At 42.6% G+C, this 25253-nt stretch carries 31 protein-coding genes; 9 read left to right on the forward strand and 22 right to left on the reverse strand.

Annotation, left to right across the window (positions count from 1 at the left end; translation table 11 throughout):
- Positions 1-19: 19 nt before the first annotated feature.
- On the reverse strand, positions 20-310 hold the full coding sequence (locus EKC99_RS01035; protein ID WP_009373472.1) for an Fpa/YlaN family protein: 291 nt from the start codon (positions 308-310) through the stop codon (positions 20-22).
- A 139-nt stretch (positions 311-449) separates the two neighbouring features.
- On the opposite strand from EKC99_RS01035, the gene EKC99_RS01040 reads away from it, so the two are divergent.
- Positions 450-944, forward strand: a complete 495-nt coding sequence (locus EKC99_RS01040) for a hypothetical protein (RefSeq protein ID WP_009373471.1) — start codon at positions 450-452, stop codon at positions 942-944.
- 24 nt (positions 945-968) lie between these two features.
- Here EKC99_RS01040 and EKC99_RS01045 read toward each other — a convergent pair whose 3' ends face one another.
- Positions 969-2300: a PhoH family protein gene (locus EKC99_RS01045; RefSeq protein ID WP_163150030.1), complete on the reverse strand. Its 1332-nt coding sequence runs from the start codon at positions 2298-2300 to the stop codon at positions 969-971.
- 109 nt (positions 2301-2409) lie between these two features.
- Between EKC99_RS01045 and EKC99_RS01050 the strand changes: the two genes are divergently transcribed.
- On the forward strand, positions 2410-2994 hold the full coding sequence (locus EKC99_RS01050) for a YhcN/YlaJ family sporulation lipoprotein (protein WP_163150033.1): 585 nt from the start codon (positions 2410-2412) through the stop codon (positions 2992-2994).
- Between the two features lie 19 nt (positions 2995-3013).
- On the opposite strand, the gene EKC99_RS01055 is transcribed toward EKC99_RS01050, so the two are convergent.
- Positions 3014-3469 carry a pyridoxamine 5'-phosphate oxidase family protein gene (locus EKC99_RS01055; RefSeq protein ID WP_042533769.1) on the reverse strand — a complete coding sequence of 152 codons (456 nt, stop codon included), beginning with the start codon at positions 3467-3469 and terminating at the stop codon, positions 3014-3016.
- Between the two features lie 93 nt (positions 3470-3562).
- On the opposite strand from EKC99_RS01055, the gene EKC99_RS01060 reads away from it, so the two are divergent.
- Positions 3563-3763, forward strand: a complete 201-nt coding sequence (locus tag EKC99_RS01060) for a YlaI family protein (RefSeq protein ID WP_004891284.1) — start codon at positions 3563-3565, stop codon at positions 3761-3763.
- A gap of 45 nt (positions 3764-3808) precedes the next feature.
- Here the strand turns inward: EKC99_RS01060 and EKC99_RS01065 are convergent, their stop codons facing one another.
- The 4 genes from EKC99_RS01065 to typA form a co-directional block, all read right to left on the reverse strand.
- The gene (locus EKC99_RS01065) at positions 3809-4672 is read right to left on the reverse strand and encodes an Rpn family recombination-promoting nuclease/putative transposase (RefSeq protein ID WP_163150036.1); all 864 of its coding nucleotides are present in this window, start codon (positions 4670-4672) and stop codon (positions 3809-3811) included.
- Positions 4673-4785: 113 nt separating this feature from the next.
- Positions 4786-5067: a hypothetical protein gene (locus EKC99_RS01070; protein ID WP_042533767.1), complete on the reverse strand. Its 282-nt coding sequence runs from the start codon at positions 5065-5067 to the stop codon at positions 4786-4788.
- Positions 5064-5369 (reverse strand): YlaH-like family protein, encoded by a 306-nt coding sequence (locus EKC99_RS01075; protein WP_042533765.1) that lies wholly within the window; start codon positions 5367-5369, stop codon positions 5064-5066. The genes EKC99_RS01070 and EKC99_RS01075 overlap by 4 nt, the downstream gene beginning before the upstream one ends.
- A gap of 11 nt (positions 5370-5380) precedes the next feature.
- Positions 5381-7216, reverse strand: coding sequence for a translational GTPase TypA (typA, locus tag EKC99_RS01080; protein WP_042533763.1), 1836 nt, complete (start codon positions 7214-7216; stop codon positions 5381-5383).
- 110 nt (positions 7217-7326) lie between these two features.
- On the opposite strand from typA, the gene EKC99_RS01085 reads away from it, so the two are divergent.
- Positions 7327-7503 (forward strand): DUF5325 family protein, encoded by a 177-nt coding sequence (locus EKC99_RS01085; protein WP_160289320.1) that lies wholly within the window; start codon positions 7327-7329, stop codon positions 7501-7503.
- A gap of 7 nt (positions 7504-7510) precedes the next feature.
- On the opposite strand, the gene EKC99_RS01090 is transcribed toward EKC99_RS01085, so the two are convergent.
- The 7 genes from EKC99_RS01090 to EKC99_RS01120 form a co-directional block, all read right to left on the reverse strand.
- Positions 7511-8293, reverse strand: coding sequence for an inositol monophosphatase family protein (locus EKC99_RS01090; RefSeq protein WP_042533761.1), 783 nt, complete (start codon positions 8291-8293; stop codon positions 7511-7513).
- A 50-nt stretch (positions 8294-8343) separates the two neighbouring features.
- On the reverse strand, positions 8344-8532 hold the full coding sequence (locus tag EKC99_RS01095) for a hypothetical protein (protein WP_042533759.1): 189 nt from the start codon (positions 8530-8532) through the stop codon (positions 8344-8346).
- 85 nt (positions 8533-8617) lie between these two features.
- Complete coding sequence (locus tag EKC99_RS01100) at positions 8618-8887, reverse strand: UPF0223 family protein (RefSeq protein WP_163150039.1); 270 nt, start codon at positions 8885-8887, stop codon at positions 8618-8620.
- 30 nt (positions 8888-8917) lie between these two features.
- Positions 8918-9877, reverse strand: coding sequence for an NAD(P)H-dependent flavin oxidoreductase (locus EKC99_RS01105; protein ID WP_042533754.1), 960 nt, complete (start codon positions 9875-9877; stop codon positions 8918-8920).
- 123 nt (positions 9878-10000) lie between these two features.
- Complete coding sequence (locus EKC99_RS01110) at positions 10001-10651, reverse strand: ABC transporter ATP-binding protein (protein WP_042894553.1); 651 nt, start codon at positions 10649-10651, stop codon at positions 10001-10003.
- A gap of 23 nt (positions 10652-10674) precedes the next feature.
- Positions 10675-12192, reverse strand: coding sequence for a hypothetical protein (locus tag EKC99_RS01115; protein WP_075039469.1), 1518 nt, complete (start codon positions 12190-12192; stop codon positions 10675-10677).
- Positions 12193-12195: 3 nt separating this feature from the next.
- Complete coding sequence (locus tag EKC99_RS01120; protein WP_075039470.1) at positions 12196-12981, reverse strand: ABC transporter permease; 786 nt, start codon at positions 12979-12981, stop codon at positions 12196-12198.
- Between the two features lie 288 nt (positions 12982-13269).
- Between EKC99_RS01120 and EKC99_RS01125 the strand changes: the two genes are divergently transcribed.
- Positions 13270-14736: an aminotransferase class I/II-fold pyridoxal phosphate-dependent enzyme gene (locus EKC99_RS01125; RefSeq protein WP_009362609.1), complete on the forward strand. Its 1467-nt coding sequence runs from the start codon at positions 13270-13272 to the stop codon at positions 14734-14736.
- Positions 14737-14852: 116 nt separating this feature from the next.
- Here EKC99_RS01125 and EKC99_RS01130 read toward each other — a convergent pair whose 3' ends face one another.
- Together EKC99_RS01130 and EKC99_RS01135 are read right to left on the reverse strand one after the other, a co-directional pair.
- Positions 14853-14966, reverse strand: a complete 114-nt coding sequence (locus tag EKC99_RS01130) for a GapA-binding peptide SR1P (protein ID WP_019417972.1) — start codon at positions 14964-14966, stop codon at positions 14853-14855.
- Between the two features lie 132 nt (positions 14967-15098).
- On the reverse strand, positions 15099-15398 hold the full coding sequence (locus EKC99_RS01135; RefSeq protein ID WP_021094455.1) for a DUF3055 domain-containing protein: 300 nt from the start codon (positions 15396-15398) through the stop codon (positions 15099-15101).
- 128 nt (positions 15399-15526) lie between these two features.
- On the opposite strand from EKC99_RS01135, the gene EKC99_RS01140 reads away from it, so the two are divergent.
- Positions 15527-15907: a DUF1885 family protein gene (locus EKC99_RS01140; protein WP_163150184.1), complete on the forward strand. Its 381-nt coding sequence runs from the start codon at positions 15527-15529 to the stop codon at positions 15905-15907.
- On the opposite strand, the gene EKC99_RS01145 is transcribed toward EKC99_RS01140, so the two are convergent.
- The 5 genes from EKC99_RS01145 to pdhA all read right to left on the reverse strand — a co-directional run bounded on the left by EKC99_RS01145 (position 15895) and on the right by pdhA (position 21045).
- Complete coding sequence (locus EKC99_RS01145) at positions 15895-16131, reverse strand: hypothetical protein (RefSeq protein ID WP_019417974.1); 237 nt, start codon at positions 16129-16131, stop codon at positions 15895-15897. The genes EKC99_RS01140 and EKC99_RS01145 overlap by 13 nt on opposite strands.
- A gap of 77 nt (positions 16132-16208) precedes the next feature.
- On the reverse strand, positions 16209-17621 hold the full coding sequence (gene lpdA / locus EKC99_RS01150; RefSeq protein ID WP_163150042.1) for a dihydrolipoyl dehydrogenase: 1413 nt from the start codon (positions 17619-17621) through the stop codon (positions 16209-16211).
- Positions 17622-17625: 4 nt separating this feature from the next.
- Positions 17626-18909 (reverse strand): dihydrolipoamide acetyltransferase family protein, encoded by a 1284-nt coding sequence (locus EKC99_RS01155; RefSeq protein WP_163150045.1) that lies wholly within the window; start codon positions 18907-18909, stop codon positions 17626-17628.
- 48 nt (positions 18910-18957) lie between these two features.
- Entirely contained in the window at positions 18958-19935 is a 978-nt protein-coding gene (locus EKC99_RS01160; RefSeq protein WP_019417977.1) for an alpha-ketoacid dehydrogenase subunit beta, read from the reverse strand.
- A gap of 3 nt (positions 19936-19938) precedes the next feature.
- On the reverse strand, positions 19939-21045 hold the full coding sequence (pdhA, locus tag EKC99_RS01165; RefSeq protein WP_009362603.1) for a pyruvate dehydrogenase (acetyl-transferring) E1 component subunit alpha: 1107 nt from the start codon (positions 21043-21045) through the stop codon (positions 19939-19941).
- A 380-nt stretch (positions 21046-21425) separates the two neighbouring features.
- Between pdhA and def the strand changes: the two genes are divergently transcribed.
- Positions 21426-21980: a peptide deformylase gene (def, locus tag EKC99_RS01170; protein ID WP_009362602.1), complete on the forward strand. Its 555-nt coding sequence runs from the start codon at positions 21426-21428 to the stop codon at positions 21978-21980.
- Positions 21981-22007: 27 nt separating this feature from the next.
- On the opposite strand, the gene EKC99_RS01175 is transcribed toward def, so the two are convergent.
- Entirely contained in the window at positions 22008-22784 is a 777-nt protein-coding gene (locus tag EKC99_RS01175) for a Cof-type HAD-IIB family hydrolase (protein WP_163150047.1), read from the reverse strand.
- 402 nt (positions 22785-23186) lie between these two features.
- Between EKC99_RS01175 and EKC99_RS01180 the strand changes: the two genes are divergently transcribed.
- Positions 23187-23402, forward strand: a complete 216-nt coding sequence (locus EKC99_RS01180) for a DNA-dependent RNA polymerase subunit epsilon (protein WP_021094462.1) — start codon at positions 23187-23189, stop codon at positions 23400-23402.
- Entirely contained in the window at positions 23399-25066 is a 1668-nt protein-coding gene (gene rnjA / locus EKC99_RS01185) for a ribonuclease J1 (RefSeq protein WP_163150050.1), read from the forward strand. Before EKC99_RS01180 ends, rnjA begins: the two co-directional genes overlap by 4 nt.
- Positions 25067-25253: the final 187 nt, after the last annotated feature.

Genomic DNA, 25253 nt, shown 5'->3' on the forward strand with positions numbered 1-25253 from the left:
AAATTCGTTTGAGTTTTTGTCATTTTTTCTTCTTTTTCGTGGACGCTTCATGCAATGCCGAAAGTTCGCGCTCAAGTCGGTCTAAAATCGCCTTCCCGTCCTTTTCATCGACAAGCCCTAAACGGACGGCAAAATCAATTTCACGGGATAAACCGAACATTTGCGTATCTAACACTTCTTCATATAGCGGGCATTGCGGCATCGTTAAATGATCCATTTGCACTTGGATCAGCTTCACAATTTTTTCCGCATCCGCTTGCAACAACGAATAGGCTCTTTCTCGAAAATTTATCGCCACTTCAGGCGTCACGTTGACCCCTCCGTTCCGTACGTTCCTGTTTCTTCATCTTATCGTGAATACGAAAAAAATGCAAGCATCGTGTCTTGACGAACAATTTTACAAACAAGCGCTTTCATCATATAATGAAAGTCAGATAGGGGGAATGAACATGGTCATCGTCATCAAAGGGAACGTCAAATTTACAATTACGCTTGATCCGAGCGTATGGATTTTTGACGATCGCAAAGTAGATGTACATACTTATTTTACACGTCATCCGCAAACAGAACAACGAGAAGACATAGACGACATTCAAAAAATTTCAGCGTATTGGGACCGCGAAATTCAAGAAGGAGCCGTGTCTCCTCCAACATTGCAAACAGAAAAACAGTTTGAAAAAGAAAAAATATTATCTGGTACGTTCGGCATGGTGCTTGCCCCATTTTTGCGCAACGCGGAACCGAACGACGATGCCAACCGTTTCATCATCGTGACAGAAAACGGAAATACGACCGTTTCACTTGCCGAAGCTTATGAGCTGTTATTATGTTTTTCAAAAGACGGCAAACCGCTAAAAGAAGACGGGCCTGTCCATATTTATTTCGGAGACGGCTCAAATCGCGACAACCCGATCACGCACGTGCGGGAATTTATCGTCGAGTGAAAAGAGGCGCTTCGCCTCTTTTCTTTATAAAAGGTCGGCGGCAAGCTGGGCGAGCGCGGAACGCTCCCCTTTAATTAATCGAACGTGCCCGGCCACTTTTTGTTCTTTAAATTTTTCAACGACGTATGTCAGCCCGTTATTATATTCGTCTAAATATGGGTGATCAATTTGAGCAGGGTCGCCCATTAACACGATTTTGCTTCGTTCCCCGACGCGCGTTAAAATCGTCTTCACTTCATGTTTCGTTAAATTTTGCGCCTCATCAATAATAATAAACTGTTCTGGAATGCTCCTTCCGCGTATATACGTGAGCGCTTCAACTTCAATGGATCCCATACCTGATAAAATCGCATCAAGTTCACTCGGCTTTTTCGTATCGAATAAAAAATGTAAATTGTCAAAAATTGGTTGCATCCACGGTCGTAATTTTTCTTGCTTCTCGCCTGGCAAATAGCCGATATCTTTCCCGACAGGTACAATTGGACGAGCGACAAGCAATTTTTTATATAACCGCATATCTTCCGTCTGCATGAGTCCGGCCGCTAACGCAAGCAGCGTCTTTCCTGTTCCTGCTTTTCCGATGAGCGTCACAAGCGGAATGTCGGTGCGAAGCAACAATTCACATGCCATCGTTTGTTGCACGTTGCGCGGACGAATGCCCCAAATATGATCGTAATGAAAGACGAGTTTGCGCACTTTTTTTCCTGTATGATCGACGATGCCAAGCGCCGATGAAGAGCCGCCAAGCGCATCTTTCATGACGATAAATTGATTCGGATAAAACGGATGGTTCGTAATTTCCGAAAGCACCAATTCACCCTTTTCATAAAAGCGCCCTAAATGCTCTGGACTTATGTACAAATCTAAAAAACCGGTGTAAATATGGTCGATTTCAACGACGCGATCGCTTAAAAAATCTTCCGCCTCTAGCCCAATCGCATCTGCCTTCACGCGCACGAGCGCATCTTTGCTAACTAAAATGACGGGGCGACCGTCTTCTTTCGTTTGTTCTTCAAGCAATAAATTTTTTGCCACAGCTAAAATGCGGTTGTCGTTCGTTTTTTCAACGAAAATTTCTTGCAGTTGCTGAAACGAGCGATGGTTCAATTCAATGCGCAACACGCCGCCATTTTCGAGCGGAATTTTTTCATGCAGTTTTCCATTTTGTCTTAAGTTATCGATAATTTTAGACACTTGACGCGCATTTCTGCCTACTTCATCCATATACCGTTTTTTTGAGTCCACTTCTTCTAATACGACAGCCGGAATGACAACTTCGTTATCTTGAAAGGAAAAAATAGAATACGGATCTTGTAAAAGCACGTTTGTATCTAATACGTATATTTTTTTGCCCACGTTTTTTCCCCCTTGACGACCGTCGTTGGACGGGATTGTTGTTTATATATATGAATGGGCGCATAAAGATAGAAGAAGTTTTGCAAAATAAAGTTAAAGACGAAAAGGGGTGGAACAATTGAAATATATAATCGTATTCATATTGCTTTTCATGAGCGCCTGCGGACAACAAGCGCAACCGAATAATCGCGATTCGCTCGTTCATGTGAAAAATACGACAAATGAGCGAATCGTGAACAAATCCGGTCAGCAAATTGCTCGCCATCTTGCGCATCTGGCTAGCAGCGTCCCAAATGTCAACGACGCGACCGTATTAGTTGTCGGGAAATATGCGTTAGTAGGCATCGATGTGAACGCCAAGCTTGACCCGTCGCACGTCGGGACTGTGAAATATTCCGTTGTAGAAAGTTTGCAAAAAGATCCGTACGGGGCGAATGCAATTGTCATTGCGGATGCGGATTTAAATGCGCGGCTGAAAGCGATTCAAAAACAAGTGGAAAACGGAAAGCCGATTCAAGGATTTATGGATGAACTCGCCGCCATTGTCGGACGGGTTATGCCTGAAATTCCGAGCGATTTTATTCAAACGAAAAATCCACGCTCTACAAGACAAAACGATGATCAGCTGAATCGAAACGAGCAAAATCAGTTAGAAAACGAACAACAAAAGCAATCAAACGACCATATGAAATAAGCCGAGCGTATCGCTCGGCTTATGCTTGTTTTAATGCGCTCATCACTTGTTGATCGAGCTTGGCAGCAGCTTGCGCATCGTACGTTTTTTCGTATTTCGGTTCGACTGAAATTTTTGCACCGTAAAACATGACATCGCGCACTTCTTCAATGTCAACTTGAATGGCAGCCAATTTTAGCGGAACATTTTCTAGCTTTTCTACTTTCACATGCGCTTTTCCGCTAATGGAATACGTCGATTCGTTGGCGATCAAAACGATCGAAATCGCTGGATTAGCTTGCACGTTGGCGACGATGCGTGAACGTTGATCGACGGCAAAATACAATCGGTCAGGCGTCGGGGCGTACACCCATGAAATCGCACTTGTATTTGGTGCACTTGTTTCATGATCGATCGTGCATACGACGACAAATCGTTCTTTTTGTAGCGCTTGGAATAACGGCTCAATTAATGTCGGTTCTACCGCATTTGGCATATGTATCCCTCCTTGTTTTTATCATACCTTTTTTTCACACAGTTTCAAACAATATGATATACTAATTTTTAAAAAAACATGCGAGGTTAGACGATGAGAGTACGATGCATTCTTTGTGAAAAAATAGATACGTTAAACGATGAAACGTTGCTTGCGAAACGGTTGCGCAACCGCCCGATTCATACATATATGTGTGAAACGTGCCATGAACGCATTGCGCAAAAAACGAAAGAGCGGCTAGCGACCGGCAAGTTTCGCTTTTTCCGCACGAGCAAACATGAAACGGAATGGTAATCGTCCCCTCCCTCTTGCACGATTGGAGGGGACATAACAAACAACTTATTTGTTTTCCAGCAATTGTTTCACTTCTTCTTCCGTAAGATCTGTCATGCTCGCAATGTTTTGTATACTCATCCCTTTTCGCGCCATCGTTTGTACAATATGCTTCATCCCTTGTTTCATTCCTTCCTCTCTCCCTCTCTCCAACGCCCTTTGTTCATACGAAATAATGAGTTCCAACACTTGTTCTTTTTCTTTCGTCTCCATCTCACTCACCTCTCTTCGCAACTGTTGTTCTTCTTCGTCTGATAGTTTTACATATGTTTCAAAAAAGCCAAACAGCAATCGTTGTTTCGCTTCGTCTAATTCCAATCGGACAAGCATGCGTAAAAATTGTTTTTTCAGTTCTACTCGTTCACTTTCAGTATATCCCATTTTGCTTAGCAGTGCAGCAGCGATTGGATTGTCTTGACGAATGTAATTTCGCCAGTTTTGTTTGCGAAGTTCCAAAGTGAAAAAGCGAAAGTCAAGCACGTGGCCAAACGGAAATTGGAGCGTAAATGCAGATCGTTCGTTGCGGATCGTATCGTAGCTAAATACAGCAATGGGTACGATGGGTTTGCGGTACTTTTCTAACAAGCGGCTAAAATAAATAAACATTCGTTCAGGAAATGATGGTTGCACATAGCTTTGATTTTCGATATGCACAATCACTAACCCGTCTTCCCCTTTCAGCTTCGTTTCGACAAGCAAATCGACGCGGTACTTCTCCCCTGCCGTCACATCGGTAAACAGCTCCTCCGATAAAAACGAGACGTGGCGAAAATCGATATGCTCGTGCATTGTCGGGAAAAAGAGAGCAATAAATTCCTCAAAAAACGTTTGAATCAACTGTTTAAACAGACGATCGTGGTCAATGGACATACATTCACCTCGCATACTTTTTTCGACATCTTTATTCGTCAACAAAAATCTTTTTTCCTTCATACGTTAGAATGTTAACATATGAAAAAGCGCCCTGCAAAAAACATGGGCGCTTATTCGTAATTGACATATTTTTCAGGTTCGCGATTGATTTGATCGAGCATCGTTTCGACGAGCTCGGCTGGAAAGCGAAACGTGCGCGATTCGTTGTTTACGGTAAATGCAACTGTATAGACGTCGTCTTCTTTTGTATATGCGATTTGCTCAACCGCATGATCTTCACGCAACAAATCGGCAAAAAATCGTTCTGTTTCTTGCGCTGCTGCATCATCTGGGCGCGCATGGGCAACGACCGTAATCGTCAACCAATTGTACACCGCATCTTGTAGTTTCATGCCGTATTCTCTCCTTCACGACGAAGCCGCCATTTATAAATGATTAATACGATCGCTGCAACAAGCAATCCTTCTGCGACAGGTAAAAAGACGGCGAAAAATGTTAAAATAGTACAACCGAGCACAAGCAACGAGTAAATGATAACGTTTTTTAACATCGGCAGTTTGCGCGCAAAGCCAAGACGATACACAATGATCGATAAGACGACAATCGTCGCATACAACAGCCACATCCCTTTCGTCGGCTGTTCATGCACGTTGTATAGCGAAGCGAAAAACGACAGGCGACCGATCACATCCATGACGACTCCCCCTATTTCTTTTGCTCAGCAAGTTTTTTCTTTTTCGCAATTTTTTCCCGTTCGTTTTTGTCCAATATTTTTTTCCGTAAGCGAATAGATTGTGGCGTCACTTCGCAATATTCGTCGTCATTTAAATATTCGAGCGCTTCTTCTAACGTCATGAGGCGCGGTTTTTTCATCGTCACCGTTTGTTCTTTCGTTGACGAGCGGACATTTGTCACATGTTTCATTTTGCATACGTTGACGACTAAATCGTTGTCGCGGCTATGTTCGCCAACGATCATCCCTTCATATACTTCCGTTCCCGGTTCAATAAAAATGACGCCGCGGTCTTCGACTTGCATAATGCCATAAGCAGTCGCTTTTCCTGTCTCCATCGAAATGAGTACACCTTGATGTCTGCCGCCAATTTGCCCTTGGATGGCTGGTTGATAGCTGTCGAACGAATGGTTTAAAATGCCGTATCCGCGCGTCAGCGACATAAATTCTGTCCGATAGCCAATTAACCCGCGCGCAGGAACGAGGAAAATAAGACGGACTTGTCCGTTTCCGTTGTTGATCATATCGACCATTTCTCCTTTGCGCGCCCCAAGCGACTCCATAATCGCTCCTGTATATTCTTCAGGAATGTCGATTTGCACGCGCTCGACAGGCTCGCACATGACGCCGTCGATTTCTTTCATAATGACTTCCGGTTTGGATACTTGTAGCTCAAATCCTTCACGGCGCATATTTTCAATTAAAATCGATAAATGAAGCTCTCCGCGTCCTGACACGATCCATGCATCTGGCGAATCCGTTGGCTCAACGCGAAGCGACACGTCTGTTTCTAACTGTAAGCGAAGACGCTCTTCAATTTTTCGCGCTGTCACATGTTTTCCTTCCCGTCCTGCAAACGGGCTATTGTTGACGAGAAACGTCATTTGCAACGTCGGTTCGTCAATGCGAAGCGGCGGCAACGGTTCCTGCACATCAAGCGGACATACCGTTTCTCCAACGTTAATATCTTCCATACCGGAAACGGCAACTAAATCGCCTGCTTTTGCTTCTTCAATTTCAATGCGTTTTAAGCCGAGGAAGCCAAACAGCTTTGTCACGCGAAACGTTTTCACCGAGCCGTCAAGCTTCATGAGCGCCACTTGTTGTCCAACTTGCATACGCCCGCGGAAAATGCGTCCAATCCCAATGCGACCGACGTAGTCGTTATAATCGAGAAGCGCCACTTGAAATTGCAGCGGTTCATCGCTATTGTCGGGCGGGGCAGGAATATGTTCAATAATCGTTTCAAATAGCGCTGTCATATCATCATCTTGTTTATCGGCATCTAAACTTGCCGTCCCGTTAATCGCTGAAGCATACACGACCGGAAACTCAAGCTGATCTTCTGTTGCGCCAAGCTCAATAAATAAATCGATCACTTCATCGACCACTTCGTGCGGACGGGCAAACTCACGGTCGATTTTATTGACGACGACAATTGGCGTTAAGTTTTGCTCGAGCGCCTTTTTCAAGACGAAGCGCGTTTGTGGCATGCATCCTTCATATGCATCGACGACGAGCAATACGCCATCGACAAGCCGCATAATGCGCTCCACTTCCCCGCCAAAATCAGCGTGGCCCGGCGTATCTAAAATGTTAATGCGCGTGCCGTTGTATTGAATGGCTGTATTTTTTGCTAAAATGGTAATGCCTCGTTCACGTTCTAAATCGTTGCGATCAAGCGCGCGTTCTTCCACTTGTTCGTTCGCCCGAAACGTTCCAGATTGGCGAAGCAATTGGTCGACTAACGTCGTTTTTCCGTGGTCAACGTGCGCAATAATCGCGATGTTACGAATATCGTTTCTCACTTATGTCAACTCCTATTTTTCAACATTGCGCGTCTATTATAGCATAAACATAGTAGAAAAGCGGAATGTTTTGTTGTAACCTAAAAGGAAAGAGGATGAGGAGGAAGAAAATGAACAAATTTCAACCGCTTTTTTTTATGATTGCACTACTTGCCACGGCGGCGATGATTAGCATCGGCATTGCGATTGCTTACCGACATGTTCCAGCGATCGTCGCGTCCGTCGTTGCTTTATTTGCCGTCATGGGCGTCGGATTTTCATTGAAAAGAAAGAAAAAAATGCGCTAACGATTCGTTAGCGCTGAATGATCGCAAGCACTTCTTCATGTAACCCCGGCTTCGAGACAAATACGGAGCTTTTCTCAATCATATTGAGCGGCTCACCGTACAAGTTTGTCACCATCCCACCTACTTCTTGCACGATAACCATCCCGCCGGCAATATCCCACGGCGACAAACGAAGCGTGATATACGCATCGAGTTTGCCTGAAGCGATATATGCCATTTCTAACGCAGCCGAGCCGTATGAACGAGTGCCGCGCGCTTTTTTCACAAGCGGGGCAAGAACGTTCGGGTCGATGCGACGATTTTCCGTCACCCACGTCGCGTTTAGTGAAATGATCGCACAATCAAGCGACGTTTTTTCAAGTGGGGGAAGCGGCGTGCCGTTTACAAACGCCCCTTTTCCTTTTTGGGCATAATATAGCTCATCAAAAGCGACGTCGTAAATGTAGCCAAGCATGCCGACGCCGTCTTGAAACACCCCGACAGAAATCGCAAAATGACGCTGTTGATGAACGAAATTCATCGTTCCGTCAATCGGGTCAATGATCCAAACGATGCCGTCTAACGCTTCAAGCGTATCGCCAAATCCTTCTTCTCCTAAAATGCGATGCGTCGGATACGTTTGGCGAATGCGTTCAATAAAAAATTGCTCAATTTCCCGATCGACGTTTGTCACTAAGTCGGACGGGCTTGATTTCGTTTCGATTTTTAGTTTCGTTTGAAACGCATCGCGTATGCGCTCCCCTGCTTCGCGAATCCAATGCTGCATATGTTGATCAATTTCGTTCCACATACAAGACCTCCTGCATATACTTATGTAGAAAAGGCGGCGCTTGCCGCCTTTCAGTTCGACAGACGAATAAGTTCTTGGCGTAGTCTTTCTAATTTTCGTTTGCATTCGTTTTTTTTCGCTTCGTTATTTTCTAACATCGCTTCATAAAGGGTGGCTAGTTCGTAATCGACTTCAAGCTTTAATACTTTTATTCGTCGTTCTCCGTCCATTTTCTTAAATGCATCAGCTGTTTTTTTCATATTGTGCACCCCTTCCGTTTGAAACATTCTTTTTTCTGAAAATTCCTTTTTTACATACTATGTAACGGAAAGGGGATATGCAACTTTACATTTTCACAATATCTCCGGCGGACAACTCTTTTCCTTTTTTCATCGTTTGATACGGTGAATAGCCGCTTACTTTTTCAAATTCATCGCATAGTTTTCGCTCTTCCGCTTTGCTTGGGACAATTTCTTTAAAGCGACGATATAATTTCATCAGTTGCTCTCGCTCAATGCCTCGTTCGTATGCTTGTTCAACGCCTTCGTAAAACTTAATGACGTCAATGATTTCTTCTGTTGACCAACTGTAATCAATCGGGTATGCATATTTCATGATGTTCACCTTTCTTTTTCGCTGTCTGTTTTAGTTTGCCCAACGTGCGCGAATTTGTTCCGCCTCTTGAATCATGCGCGCAAAAAGTTCACTCACTGTCGGCACGTCACGAATGAGTCCGATCACTTGTCCCGCCCATGCAAATCCTTCTTCCGTACGACCGTCGTAAATGAATCGTTTGTTCGCCTTTCCGCTAATGTACTCTTTTAACTGTTCGTATCCTTTTCCTTCTTGTTCAAACTGTAAAATTTTTTCCGTCCATTCGTTTAACAAGGCGCGGGCAGGCGCACCGAGCGTACGTTTAATGACGACGGTGTCGCTTTCTGTGCGTTCCACAAGCATTTGTTTATACACGGGATGGGCATGAATGCATTCTTTTGTCGCAATAAAGCGCGTGCCCATTTCAATACCTTCTGCTCCAAGCGCAAGCGCAGCCATCAAGCCGCGCCCATCTCCGATCCCCCCTGAAGCGATGACAGGAATCGATACGGAATCGACGACGCGCGGCACTAATACGAACGTCCCAATATCGTGTTTGCCGAGATGCCCGCCTCCTTCTTGACCGACAACCATGACCGCATCCGCCCCAAGCTCTTCCGCTTTCACCGCTTGACGTACTGCCGCCACGAGCACAAGCTTTTTCACGGATACTCCTTTTAACTGTTCAAAAATAGGAGCAGGATTTCCGCCCGTCATCGAAATGACCGGCACGTTTTCTTCAATTGCCACATCGAGCATGTGCGCAAACGGGCGTCCATGTTGTCCGATCGCAAAATTGACTCCAAACGGCTTGTCCGTTTTTTCGCGCACTTTTTTAATTTCTTCTCGCAACTCATCTGGCGTCTCAAGCGACATTGCCGTAATTTGCCCTAGCCCCCCAGCATTCGATACCGCCGCCGCTAAATCCGCATACGCCAAATACGCCAATCCACCTTGAATAATCGGATAACGAATGCCTAACAGCTCGGTTACTCTCGTGTTCCAGTTCATCCTTTTTCCTCCCCTAACAGCGATTATAATATGTTTCTCTTCCGTATATCTATTTTCCTCTTTTTGATTCATTGGATGAATGAGCAACAAAATTCCCCTCACTACATCGTGAGGGGACGGCTTTCAACTTCTAACAGAAACAACAGGTTCTAATTTATAACTATTAATACGAAAAACATAGTCGCACAAAATATCAATATCCTCTTGGTTATGACTTGTTAATAAAATAGTACGTCCTTCATTTTTGAAATCTAGCAATAATCCACGGATTCTGTTTACACTTTCCGCATCTAGCGCATTAAACGGCTCATCCAATATAAGTATTTGCTGATCTTCCATAATTGCTTGAGCAATGGCTAATTTTTGCTTCATCCCTAGAGAATAATGTTTTACTTTTTGTTTCGCTGTCGGTTGAAGCCCGACCATTTCCATCGTTTCAAAAATTTTATTATCGCTAATTCTCCCTCTAATCATTGCTAACTCTTTCAAATTTTGAAACCCTGTTTTATTAGGTATATAACCGGGACGTTCTATAATAATCCCAAGATTATCAGGAAACCGTTTACTTTTTCCTATCTCTACTCCATTCACAATAATTGTTCCTTCATCTGGAAATACAAATCCACATATCATTTTAAATAAAACGGATTTACCAGAACCGTTTGGTCCTACAATACCATATATTTTTCCTTTTTCTACATTTAAGTTCACATGTTGAAAAAGTGTTAATCCTTTATATGATTTACTTACATTCCTCAAGGAAATGATATCCATATTTTCACACCACCTATTTGTATTTATATTTTTAAACTTTGTTTGAGCAAACGATGAATAACAAGAAACGATATAACATTCATTATCAATAAAATCGTTGTTAAATAATATGGAGAATAATCTGCTAAGTAAACCATACTATTTAAACCGACCGGTATTATCCCGTTTACATTAATATGAGGTAGCATAACAATCATGCATATGCTAATGAGCACAACACCATATATAGATTCCTTACTTATCCAAGAAACAATAAAGATCAGGCTTATATAAAACATAATTTGTAAAAAACCGTTCATAAAAAAATGATAAATCATCTCATGTAACGGCTTTGAAAGCAATGTCACATATCCATCAACATTTGCTCGAAAACAAACAGCGACTGCAAGTGAAAGAACAAACAATATCATTAAAAAGAAAATCGTTATGACAATGAACTTCTTCATCCAACTCCAAAACCATTTATTTAAACTTCTAAAGCGAATCATTTTATAATAGCTTAGTTGTTCCAATTCATTACTTAAAAAGAGCAGCTGTACTAAATAAGTAAACCCAAAAAATACGATCGCATAAAAGAAAAAAGGCATATACGCAAAACGTTCGGCACTCACTCCAGCAAACGACATAACGAAAACATCAAAAATGGTTACATCCGCAGAACGAACTAATGATTGAGCCGTTGCGCCGATCCCCACTATACAAAGAGAAAAATAAAAGACAATAGGCATATAAGATTTCATCGCTTGTATATACGGTCTTTTATTCAAATCTAAAAATGGCAAAAAGCGTACACACAAAACAAGAAAAACGAGCACGATAATATAAAGCAATTCTAGGGAATGAAAAGCATTTAATGCATTGGTAATCGAAAAAAAAGTTACAGGCAATAAAAAAGCAAGCTCGGTCGGGAATAGCTTAAATCCTACAATGTTAAAAAAGAAAAACAATACACTCATAAAAATGATAACGCCTTTATTTTTAGTCAGCACATACATAATCGCAAAAACGATATGTAGTAATGAAAAAGTGAACAATAGCAACACAAACTGTGCGAAAAAAGCGAATGCTGGATAACTAAAAAAGCGCACAAGTTCTTCAAGCGTATTCGTAACATGCGCTGTTTTACTTAGAACGCTCCAATTCCACGAGTAAGGAAATCCAATTGCCATAAATAAAGACATAAAAAACCACAAAAATAGTAAAGGAAAAATGTTTATCCAAAAATTCTTCAAAGAATGGTATACCCATTTTTTAAATGATCCTAAACGAATGAGCATTTGATAATTAAAATCTGTAAAAATGGATTTGATCAAAAAAAATAAGGCAACTGGAATAATGAAATAAACAATGAGATATGCGTCGCTTAGTAAACGCAAAGCGATATCCCAATTGTTAAAATCGACTTTTTGTTCATAGGCGGCTTGAACAATCTCTTTTTTTAGCCTCACACCATAAAAGTAAAAAACAATTCCTACAACGATCCACTTGATGCTAATCATATGTTCGATACTCTCACGCATAAAAGACGTCCAACGTTTCATTGGCTATATCATCCATTCTTTCTCATCATTTCTCAGTGTGAACACAAACGCGAAGACTAAAAAAGCAATTAAAAATGAAAACGGAACGAATACGGTCCATAAAGGTTGTTCTTCAATATTGAAAGGAAAAATTGTACTAAGTGGCGAAAACATAGCTACATGAAATAGCCCCGTCACAAAGTTCAAAACATGATAAAAAAGAAACGGAATCGACAAAGCAATAAATGGGTTGCTTACATTTAGAAGCAAAATAAAAGCAATCGTCCCATAAACTACACCGTTTATAGCCACCCACAACGAATAAATAAAACCGTAAGCGAAATCTCCATACCGTAAAAACTGCGAAAAAGTGACCGCAGGGATACGCACATTTTCGGTCGGAGAACTGTAATGAATGATTCCTAGATGTTTCTCAACATAAACGATAAAAACAAATGGAATAAAGACAAGCAAAAACGTAACAACCCCAGTAAAAAAAGCATTTACGAATCCTTTGCTAGTTACATAAATGTGTAGCGGAATCCTTGGACGAGTATATGGGATAAACTTGTTTCTTTGCTCTTGTAAAAAAGAGGGCAAATATACGATGATCACAATGACAGGAAAAAGTAATGGGATAATCCCTGATATCGTTTCTTGAAATACTTCGACTGGCTCGAAAAATTGATATCCTTTACTTATCATATAAAACCGACTAGCTGGCAAAAAAATAATGATGCTGAGCCAAAGCAATATATTTTTTTTCGTCAAAGCTCTTTTTAACTCCACGACTAGTTGGTTACGCAACATGTTATTCACCTCATTGTTATGAAAAATCTCAACACTTTTTTATTTTTTGGTATATTTTCATTATAATGGTTCATTCTTTTCTTTTCAATAGTTTTATATATTTGGTTTATTATCCAAAATTTAAATATGCATTTCGCATATTATGTGCAAAACTGTGATACACATATGTTTTAGAGCATCTCACTCACATTTCTTTTGCAATAAAAAATCATCTTTCCAAACGTATAAAGAAGTGCTATAATTCACTTTGTTTTATGTAAATCCAAGTTAAAGAGGTGTACAGCGAAATTGTCACAGTATGAAACACCGTTATTTACCGGACTGTTAGAGCATATAAAGAAAAATCCGATTCAATTTCATATTCCTGGTCATAAAAAAGGAGCAGGAATGGACGAGCAGTTTCGCTCCTTTATTGGAGAAAATGCGTTAGCGATGGATTTAATTAATATCGGTCCGCTTGATGATTTACATCAGCCAAAAGGAATGATTAAACGCGCCCAACAGTTAGCGGCGGAAGCGTTCGGGGCGGACTATACGTTTTTCTCCGTACAAGGGACGAGCGGCGCCATTATGACGATGGTCATGTCTGTCGCAGGCCCTGGCGATAAAATTATCGTCCCACGAAACGTGCATAAATCAGTCATGTCAGCGATCGTCTTTTCGGGAGCGACACCGATTTTCGTTCATCCTGAAATTGATAAAGAGCTTGGCATTTCACACGGTATTACACCAGAAGCAGTAGAAGCGGCGTTAAAGCAACATCCAGACGCCAAAGGGGTGCTCGTCATTAACCCGACGTATTTCGGCATTGCGGGCGACTTAAAACGAATTGTTGACATTGCGCACGCATACAACGTCCCTGTCCTTGTCGATGAGGCGCATGGTGTGCACATTCACTTTCATGAAGATTTACCGCTTTCAGCGATGCAAGCAGGAGCGGATATGTCGGCGACGAGCGTGCATAAACTTGGCGGTTCCATGACGCAAAGTTCGATTTTAAACGTGAAAGAAGGGCTTGTGTCGCCAAAACGAGTGCAAGCCATTTTAAGCATGTTAACGACGACATCGACGTCTTACTTGTTGCTTGCTTCGCTTGATGTGGCGCGCAAACGGCTTGCGACAGAAGGACATGAGCTAGCGGAACAAGCGATTCGCCTCGCGAATGAAACGCGCAAGCAAATTAACGACATCGACTATTTATATTGCGTCGGAAAAGAAATTATCGGCACAAAGGCAACGTTTGACTACGACCCAACGAAGCTCATCATTTCGGTCAAAGAGCTCGGATTGACGGGCTATGAAGTCGAAAAATGGCTTCGTGAACATTACAACATTGAAGTCGAGTTGTCCGACTTATACAACATTTTATGTATTATTACACCGGGCGATACAGAACGGGAGACGAGCGTATTAGTCGAAGCGCTTCGTCGTTTATCAAACGAATTTCGCCATCAAGCCAAAGTCGGAAAAAAACCGAAAGTGCTTTTACCAGACATTCCTGTCCTTGCGCTTACTCCGCGCGATGCGTTTTATTCCGAAACGGAAGTCGTGCCGTTTGACGAATCAGCAGGGCGCATTATCGCTGAGTTTGTCATGGTATATCCACCTGGCATTCCAATTTTCATTCCGGGTGAAATTATTACGGAAGAAAATTTAAACTACATTCGCAAAAATATAGAAGTCGGCTTGCCTGTTCAAGGTCCAGAAGACGACACGTTACAAACGTTGCGCGTCATTAAAGAACATCAGAAATAAGAAAAGCGGAGCTCGCATCGAGTTCCGCTTTTTCGTCAATAAAAAGAGACCGGCTATGCCGATCCCTTCTCTCTATATTGTCTCCTCATCCCCCAAAGCTCGTGCCGATCTATGTTTTATTCTTCGTCTTCACAATCGCAACCGCTACATTGCCCGTACAATACCGTTACTTTTTCGTCCTCAAAATGATCGATTGTCGCATTGCATGTTTGGCATACAATTGTACCCATCCCCGATAACCCCTTTTCCTTTGGAATGTTTGAAAACGTTTTACTGATTTCATAATAATATGTCACATTTATTTTGTCAATAGGAATTAGTATGACATATTTAAACAAAAAAAGAGACGTATTTCACGTCTCTTACTCATATTGTTCAGCATAAGGTGTCGATGGTAAAATGTCTGAGAAAAATTCCGCTAAATCTTCAGCTTGTTCTTTTGTGTCAATGCGGAACGTTCGTTGTAAATAGTCGTGGTCTTCGATGTCTTTCGGGTCGAGGAGAGCTGAGCGGCCTGTTTGCATACAGATGACAAGCGGTTTACCAAAAAACATATTTGTGTACACGATGCCAAAGTCGTATCGGACGTCTTTCGTCGTAAAGCCGACAAACCTTACTTTTACTTTTTCATGCTCATCATACAATTTTTCGAATACGTGCATATCATTCCCTCCTTCTTGTATATTAAACTTTATTATATCGCACTATTCATATTTTCGCAATTATTTGTTTTTTCATATATGTCCATGATACAATGAAAGTGATTTCAAAAATGGTTGAGGTGAAAAAAATGGCTCATACAGCTACCATTGAACTTGTCCCTGCATCAACATGGGAGACGGTAACGTTAGAACAATGCAAACAACTGCTCGAACAATATCGAAACATCGCGCAAAAAACAGGCGAACAGCTGGCGTGGGATTACGCCGAGTCCGCTTTCCCATATGACATCGTCCCAAAAGACGATCGCATTTTGTTAGTCGGAAAAGATGATCGCTATCATATGATTGAATGCCGCGTGCACGACCGTGCTGTACAGTTCGTCTTGCCAAAACAAGCGACGCACGGCGATAAAGGGAAAGCAAACGAACTATGCAAATTTTTCGCCAAACAAATGGCAGGAAAACTGCATTTATTTAACGGACGCATCATGTACTATTATAAAAGATAAGACCAAAACAGCTTGCGGCAAACGAAATAGACGGCAATCGTCAATAAGGTTGTCCAACATGCGCGCTTTTTCGTTAAATGCAAACGAAGAGCAAGCAAAAAAGAAATATATATGAATATCCCGAATAATAACGCCTTAAAAATAAAATGATCGTGCGCCGATCTCCATTCAATAAACGAAAACAAACTCCATATCATCATTTGAAGTAGAAAGACGATATACATGTTCACACACCCCTTATGAACATCATATGATCGTCTTGAAAAAATCATGAAAAAAGAGGACGGCGAAGCCATCCTCTTTATTTGTTAATAATATGAATTGGGCTACCGAGCGCCACTTCTGCCGCTTCCATTGTAATTTCTCCAAGCGTTGGATGCGCGTGAATCGTCATCGCAATATCTTCTGCTGTCATGCCTGCTTCAATTGCTAAACCGAGCTCAGCGATCATGTCTGATGCGTTCGGGCCGACAATTTGCGCTCCGATAATGACGCCATCGTCTTTCGTTAAGACGAGCTTTAAGAAGCCATCTGTTTCATTTAATGCAAGGGCACGGCCGTTTGCACCGAATGGGAATTTTGCTGTAATGACGTCAATTCCTTCTTCGATCGCTTGTTTTTCAAAGTAACCGACAGATGCGCATTCAGGGTCAGAGAAGACGACAGCTGGAATCGCTAAGTAGTCAATTTCAGACGGATGACCAGCGATCGCTTCAGCCGCGATTTTTCCTTCGTATGATGCTTTATGCGCAAGCGGTGGACCTGCAACGACGTCACCGATCGCATAAATGTTCGGTACGCTCGTGCGGCATTGTTTGTCAATTTCAATTAAGCCGCGCTCCGTCATTTTCACGCCGATTTGTTCAAGTCCCATCTCTTCTGTATTCGGACGGCGACCGACTGTGACAAGCACGTATTCCGCGTCAATCGTTTTCGTTTCGCCGTTTACTTCAAATGTTACCGTTACGCCGTCTTCACGCTCTTCGACACCTTTCGCAAGCGCGTTTGTAAAGACGTCTACTCCTTTTTTCTTTAAGCGGCGACGAACGACTGCGCTCATTTGCTTTTCAAAGCCAGATAAAATTTCATCCGCACCTTCTAAAATCGTAATTTTTGTTCCGAAGTTTGCGTATGCTGTTCCTAATTCTGTACCGATGTAACCGCCGCCGATGACGACCATTGATTTCGGAATTTCAGGTAAGTTTAATGCACCAGTTGAATCAAGCACGCGCTTCGAAAATTTAAACGTTGGCAACTCGATTGGGCGAGAACCTGTTGCGATAATGGCGTTTTTAAATTTGTACGTTTGCGCGCTATTTTCTGTCATGACGCGAACGGTATTTTCATCCACGAAATACGCTTCTCCGCGCACGATTTCAACTTTATTTCCTTTTAATAATCCTTCGACACCGCCCGTTAATTTTTTCACGACACTAGCTTTCCACTCTTGCACTTTCGCAAAGTCAACTTTTACGTTTTCCGCAAAAATGCCCATATCTTGTGAATGTGTCGCAATTTCGTAACGGTGACCAGCAGAGATGAGCGCTTTTGATGGAATACATCCGACGTTTAAGCACACTCCACCGAGGTTTCCTTTTTCAACGATCGTTACTTTTTGACCGAGTTGCGCTGCACGAATGGCTGCAACGTAACCGCCAGGACCTGCACCGACGACGAGAGTTTCTGTTTCAATTGCGAAATCGCCTACTACCATCGCATTACGCCTCCATTAATAATAATTCAGGATCGTTTAATAAACGTTTCATATGATTTAATGCGTTTTGCGCTGTTGCACCGTCGATCATGCGATGATCGAAGCTTAACGACAACGCTAATACTGGAGCGATGACAATTTCACCATCGCGCACGATCGGTTTTTCTGAAATGCGGCCGATACCTAAAATCGCTACTTCTGGATGGTTAATGACCGGTGTAAACCATTGACCGCCTGCTGAACCGATGTTTGTAATTGTGCATGTTGCACCTTTCATTTCGTTTGGCATTAATTTACCTTCACGCGCTTTTGTTGCGAGTTCGTTAATTTCTTTTGCGATCGCAAAAATTGATTTGCGGTCCGCATGTTTAACAACAGGAACGAGCAAGCCTTTATCTGTGTCCGCTGCAATTCCGATGTTGTAGTAATGTTTATGAACGATTTCTTCTGTCGCATCGTCAATGGATGTGTTAAGCGCTGGATATTCGCGAAGCGCAGACGTTAACGCTTTAACGACATATGGTAAGAACGTTAACTTAATGCCTTTTTGCGCTGCCACATCTTTAAATTTCTTACGATGCGCAACAAGTTTTGTCACATCGACTTCGTCCATTAATGTGACGTGCGGCGCTGTATGTTTCGAGTTTACCATCGCTTTCGCAATCGCACGACGAATGCCGCTCATTTTTTCGCGTGTTTCTGGGAACTCACCTTCTAATACGACCGGTTGAGCTGTTGACGCTGCTTTTTGTTCTTGTGCTGGCGCTGCTTTTTCTTCTACCGCTTGCGCTTTCGCTTCTGTTTGTGGCGCTGTGCCGCCTGCTAAGTATGCATCAATATCTTGTTTTAACACGCGACCGTTTTTACCTGTTCCTTGAACGAGGCGAATGTCGACACCTTTTTCACGCGCATATTTGCGCACAGATGGCATCGCGATGACGCGTTTTTTCGGCTGTGCTTGTGCTACTTGTTCTTGTTTCACTTCTTCTTTCTTTTCTTCTACTTTTGGCTCATCGCCATGATCGCCTTTGAACTTTAAGTTTTCGTATCCTGGCGCATCAAATTTAATTAACGTTTGACCAACGGTTGCGACTGTTCCTTCGCTTACTAAAATTTCTAATACTTTTCCTTTTACTGGAGATGGAATTTCGACAACCGCTTTATCGTTTTGCACTTCGCAAAGTACGTCGTCTTCGTTTACTTCATCGCCCGGTTTCACAAACCATTTGACAATTTCACCTTCGTGAATTCCTTCACCGATGTCCGGTAATTTAAATTCAAATGCCATGTATCTCAACCTCCTATTTCTTAAATGTGGAGGGGTCATTCCCCTCCATTAGAACGTCATTACTTTTTTCACTGTTTCGATCACATCTTTAAAGTTCGGTAACCATACTGGCTCTGCTTGTGAGAACGGATATACTGTATCTGGTGCCGCTACGCGCAATACTGGCGCTTCAAGGCTAAGAATCGCACGTTCGTTAATTTCTGCAACAACGTTTGCCGCAATACCTGCTTGTTTTTGCGCTTCTTGTACAACGACCGCGCGGCCTGTTTTTTCAACTGATGCGATAATTGTTTCAATATCTAACGGTTGAACCGTGCGCAAGTCTACGACTTCAACAGAGATGCCTTCTTTTTCAAGCTCCGCTGCTGCTTTTAACGATTCATGTACCATCGCACCGTATGTGATGATCGATACGTCTGTTCCTTCACGTTTAATGTCCGCCTTGCCGATCGGAATTGTATATTCGCCTTCTGGCACTTCTTGACGGAACGAGCGGTACAATTTCATATGCTCTAAGAAAATGACAGGGTCGTTGTCACGAATCGCTGAAATTAACAATCCTTTCGCATCGTATGGCGTTGATGGGATGACGACTTTTAATCCCGGCTGTTGAGCGACAAGACCTTCTAAGCTATCTGCGTGCAATTCTGGCGTATGTACGCCACCGCCAAACGGCGAACGAACAGTAATTGGCGCATGGAAACGACCGCCAGAACGATAGCGCATGCGCGCCATTTGACCAGAAATTGAGTCCATCACTTCATATACGAATCCGAAAAACTGAATTTCAGGCACAGGACGGAATCCTTGTAATGCTAAACCGATCGCTAAACCGCCAATTCCTGATTCCGCAAGCGGTGTGTCGAATACGCGATCTTCGCCAAACTCTGCTTGCAATCCTTCTGTCGCGCGGAATACCCCGCCGTTTACACCGACGTCTTCACCGAACACGAGAACGTTCGGGTCTTTGCGCATTTCTACGCGCAACGCATCCGTGATTGCTTGAATCATTGTCATTTGCGCCATTGGTTATTTCGACTCCTTTTCTTTATAGATTTCGTATTGCTCTTTTAAGAACGCTGGCATTTCTTCGTACATAATCGACATTAAGTCTGTCACTTTTTGTTTTGGTGTTTCGTCCGCTTTCTTAATCGCTTCTTTAATATCTTCTTTCGCTTGTTCAATGACGCGATTTTCTTCTTCTTCGCTCCATAATCCTTTGTTTTCTAAAAACTTGCGGAAGCGAACGAGCGGATCTTTTTTCTCCCATTCGTTTTCAAGCTCTTTCGAACGATAGCGCGTTGGGTCGTCTCCCGCCATCGTATGTGGACCGTAACGGAAGCAAAGCGTTTCAATCAATGTTGGACCTCCACCGTTAATCGCACGCTCGCGAGCGTCACGCACCGCCACATATACCGCAAGCGGATCCATTCCGTCTACTTGAATGCCCGGAATACCTGCGGCAACCGCTTTTTGCGCGATTGTTTTTGCGGCAGATTGTTTTTCGACTGGCGTTGAAATCGCGAAACGGTTGTTTTGAACGATAAAGATCGCTGGCGCGTTAAATGCCCCTGCGAAGTTAATTCCTTCGTAGAAGTCCCCTTGCGATGCACCGCCGTCACCTGTATATGTAACTGCGACCGCTTTTTTGCCACGTTTTTTCATACCGAGCGCAACGCCGGCTGTTTGAATAATTTGGGCACCGATAATGATTTGTGGCGGCAACACGTTGACATCTTCAGGAATTTGGTTACCATGGAAATGACCACGTGAAAATAAAAACGCTTGGTAAAGTGGTAAACCATGCCAAATCATTTGTGGAACGTCACGATAGCCCGGTAAAATGAAATCTTCTTTTTCTAATGCAAAATGGCTCGCTAATTGGCTCGCTTCTTGTCCTGCTGTTGGCGCATAGAAGCCGAGACGTCCTTGACGGTTTAACGAAATGCAACGTTGGTCAAGCACGCGTGTGTATACCATGCGGCGCATTAATTCTTTCAACTGCTCATCTGTTAAATCTGGCATCGCCGCTTCGTTTACGACTTCGCCTTCTTCATTTAAAATTTGAAATGTCGGGAACTGCTCAGCGACTTTTTCAAGTTGCTTTTTCACATCGAATAGGGGTTTTTTACCCATTTTGTTCACCTCATCCTTTCTTTTCAAAACGTAAAATGATGCACCTTTTAATTTGCCCAAAAACGGTTTCTTTTTACCACACGTTGTGTATTGAAAGCTGTATTAATGAGAAAAGCAAATGTGATTAATACAACTGTTTTTTTACATCTTTCAGTTTACACCGTTCGACAACGCTCGTCAATCAGTTTGCTTGCCACCTTCTATATAAAAATGAAAATTAGAAAATTTTAACTGTGTTATGAATCTGTTATACTATTTTTCGTTAATCTGTATTATTTCTGTTTTACAACGTGAATATGTATGTTTCTCACGCAATTGCACTTTTTCATTCCATCCTTCATAATAAAAAATGGTTATACTGCGTGTGAGGAGGAAACAACGTGATTACGATGAAAGATATTATTAAAGACGGTCATCCGACGTTACGAAAAGTAGCTGAAGAAGTGCCGCTTCCCCCATCCGAAGAAGATCGCCGCATTTTAGCAAGCTTGTTGGAATATGTAAAAATGAGCCAAGATCCAGAGTTAGCGAAAACGTATGGACTTCGTCCGGGCATCGGCTTAGCTGCGCCGCAAATTAACGTCTCGAAGCGCATGATTGCGGTGCATGTGACGGACGAAAAAGGAACGTTACATAGCTATGCGTTATTTAATCCGAAAATTGTAAGCCATTCCGTTGAAATGTGTTATTTAACGAGCGGAGAAGGATGTTTATCCGTCGACGAGCCGATCCCCGGTTACGTTCCTCGCTATATGCGCATTACAGTCACCGGGACGACGCTTGAAGGCGAAACGGTGAAGCTACGTTTAAAAGGATTGCCTGCGATCGTATTTCAACATGAAATTGACCATTTAAACGGCATTATGTTTTATGATCATATTAATAAACAACATCCGTACGACGTGCCAGCTGGCGCCATTCCGATTGAACGTTAAAAAAAGGGTGTCCATTGCGGACACCTTTTATTTCAACAACCCGAGCTGACGTAAACCGAATAAAATGCCATCTTCATCGACCGGTTTTGTAATGAAATCGGCTACTTTTTTCGCTTCTTCATGGCCGTTCCCCATCGCTACCCCTGTGCCGACAAAGCGCAACATTTCCGTATCGTTTAACCCGTCGCCGAACGCATATACGTTTTCGCGCGCAATACCGAGCTGCGCGATCATTTTTTTAATTCCTTCTGCTTTAGAACCGCCATACGGTAAAATATCTGTAGATACCGCATGCCAGCGCACAAAATGAAACGTCGGAAACGCTGTAACGTACGGCTGTTCTTCTTCCGGCTTACAAAACAAAAGCGCTTGATAAATATCGTTTTGTTCGTAATACGTTTCATCGTATGGCGGATGGGCAAATTTTAAACTTCCCATGCTTTCGTGAATGTACGGATGATCGGCTACACTCGCCCGCATCGTGTCAGCGTCCATGAAAATAAGCGGATGTTCATTGTCGTGCGCCATTTGTTTTAAGGCGTGAAGCCGTTCGCGATCAAGCGGTTGATTGTAAATCACTTCTTTTTCAAAAACGACATATTGTCCGTTAAAGCTAACAAACGATTCGATTCCGAGCTGTTCTCGAAGCGATTCAAACATAAATGGCGCTCTCCCCGTCGCGATCGCCACATATACCCCTTGCTTTTTTAATTCATGTATCGCTTCATATGTCGATGTCGGCAACTGTTTCTCATGATCTAACAACGTTCCGTCAATATCGAAAAAAACGATCTTTCTCTCCATGTTTCTCGCTCCTCGTGTAAAAGTTCACAAACCTACCGTAACCGAATTGCATCACATTGTCAACGAATTGGTTAAACAATGGCATATTTTCCTATGCAAAATTTGTCGATGATCTTCTTATAATAAATCATAGAGAAGACATTTACTTTCCTGCAAAATCGGATACAATAAAAGTGAGGAGTGATGCGTCATGTTGAAAAAGTTGAAACGCAAGCTGCTCAAACAATGGAAAGAACTTTTGCGCAGAAAATCGATTGCATAGTTGTACGAGCCCTTCGGTTGAAGGGCTTCTTTTCAATTTTGTTTCCCATTCCACACTTTTTATATATAATAAGAAAAGCGGAAAACGCTCGGGGCTAACACTTTATTTTTTAAACAAATGATGAAAAGGAGAGATGGACGTTGATTTTTAAAGTGTTTTACCAAGATACGATCGATGAAGTACCTGTAAGAGAAAAAACGAAGACGCTATACATTGAAGCGGATAGCGAGCGAGATGTGCGCCGAAAATTACAAGACCGTCATATCAATATTGAATACATTCAACCGCTCGAGGGAGCACATTTAGCGTACGAACAACAAAACGCTCATTTTCACGTATTGGAGATTAAACAATGAACATGTTAAAAAATAAGCAAGTCGGTGTTTTCGCTCTCGGCGGTCTAGGCGAAATTGGGAAAAATACATATGGCGTGCAATATGAAGATGAAATCATCATCATTGATGCCGGCATTAAATTTCCAGAAGACGAGTTGCTCGGAATTGATTACGTCATCCCTGATTACAGCTATTTAGTGAAAAATGCCGAAAACATTAAAGGGTTATTTATTACGCACGGACATGAAGACCATATTGGCGGCATTCCGTATTTGCTTCGCCAAGTGAACGTCCCGATTTACGGCGGCAAATTGGCGCTCGGGCTCATTCGCAACAAGCTAGAAGAACACGGATTGTTGCGTCAAACGAAACTAATCGAAATAAAAGAAGACGACGTCATTTCGTTCGGAAAAACAGCGGTGACATTTTTCCGTACAACGCACAGCATTCCAGATAGCTACGGCATCGTCGTTAAAACGCCAGTCGGTCAAATCGTTCATACGGGCGATTTTAAATTCGACTTTACGCCTGTTGGCGAGCCAGCGAACTTAACGAAAATGGCCGAAATCGGAAAAGAAGGCGTTCTTTGTTTATTGTCCGATAGTACAAATAGCGAAATCCCGCATTTTACAATGTCGGAACGGCGCGTCGGCGAAAGCATTCACGACATTTTCCGAAAAGTGCAAGGACGCATTATTTTTGCGACGTTCGCTTCGAACATTCACCGCTTACAACAAGTGACGGAAGCCGCTGTATTAAACAATCGAAAAATTGCCGTATTCGGACGAAGCATGGAAGCGGCTATTGAAATTGGCCAACAGCTCGGCTACATTAAATGTCCGAAAGATACGTTTGTCGATGCGTCGCAAATTAATCGCCTCCCTGCCCATCGCGTCACGATTCTTTGTACCGGAAGTCAAGGGGAGCCGATGGCAGCGTTGTCGCGCATCGCTAACGGGTCGCATCGTCAAATTCAAATTATGCCGGGCGATACAGTCGTCTTTTCATCTTCGCCAATTCCGGGCAATACCGTAAGCGTCAATCGCATTATTAATATGCTGGCGCGCGCAGGAGCGGAAGTCATTCACGGACCGCTTAGCGACATTCATACGTCTGGTCACGGGGGACAAGAAGAACAAAAATTAATGATTCGCTTAATGAAACCGAAATATTTCATGCCGATTCATGGCGAATATCGCATGCAAAAAATGCATGTAAAACTTGCGGTCGATTGCGGTGTCCCAGAAGAAAACTGCTTTATTATGGACAATGGAGACGTGCTCGGCATTAGTGAAGAAGGAGCAAGCATCGTCGGCAAAATTCCGTCCGGTTCCGTGTATATCGACGGAAGCGGCATTGGTGATATCGGCAACATCGTCTTGCGCGACCGTCGCATTTTGTCAGAAGAAGGATTAGTGATCGTCGTTGTAAGCATTAACATGAAAGAAATGAAAATCGCCTCCGGACCAGACATTATTTCACGCGGATTCGTCTATATGCGTGAATCCGGCAACTTAATTAGCGATGCCCAACAACTGATCGCCAAACATTTACAACAGCTACTTGAACAAGGAACAAATCAATGGTCGGACATTAAAACAGAAATTACCGATACGCTCGCACCGTTTTTATACGAAAAAACGAAACGCAAGCCAATGATTTTACCAATTATTATGGAAGTATAGGAAAGAAGGTGCCCGGTTGGACACCTTCTTTCATTTTCTCCTTTACTTTCAAATATTTTATTGGGATGAGTGAAATGTTTGTAGGAGAAAAAAGACAAGTTCTTCGTTTAGTATAATAAGGAATTTAACAAGTATGTTCATTGACAGAATAAATTCCGTTGAATATAATGAAAATATAAATGTAGGG

The organism is Anoxybacillus sp. MB8, assembly GCF_011006755.1.
Lineage (GTDB): Bacteria > Bacillota > Bacilli > Bacillales > Anoxybacillaceae > Anoxybacillus > Anoxybacillus gonensis.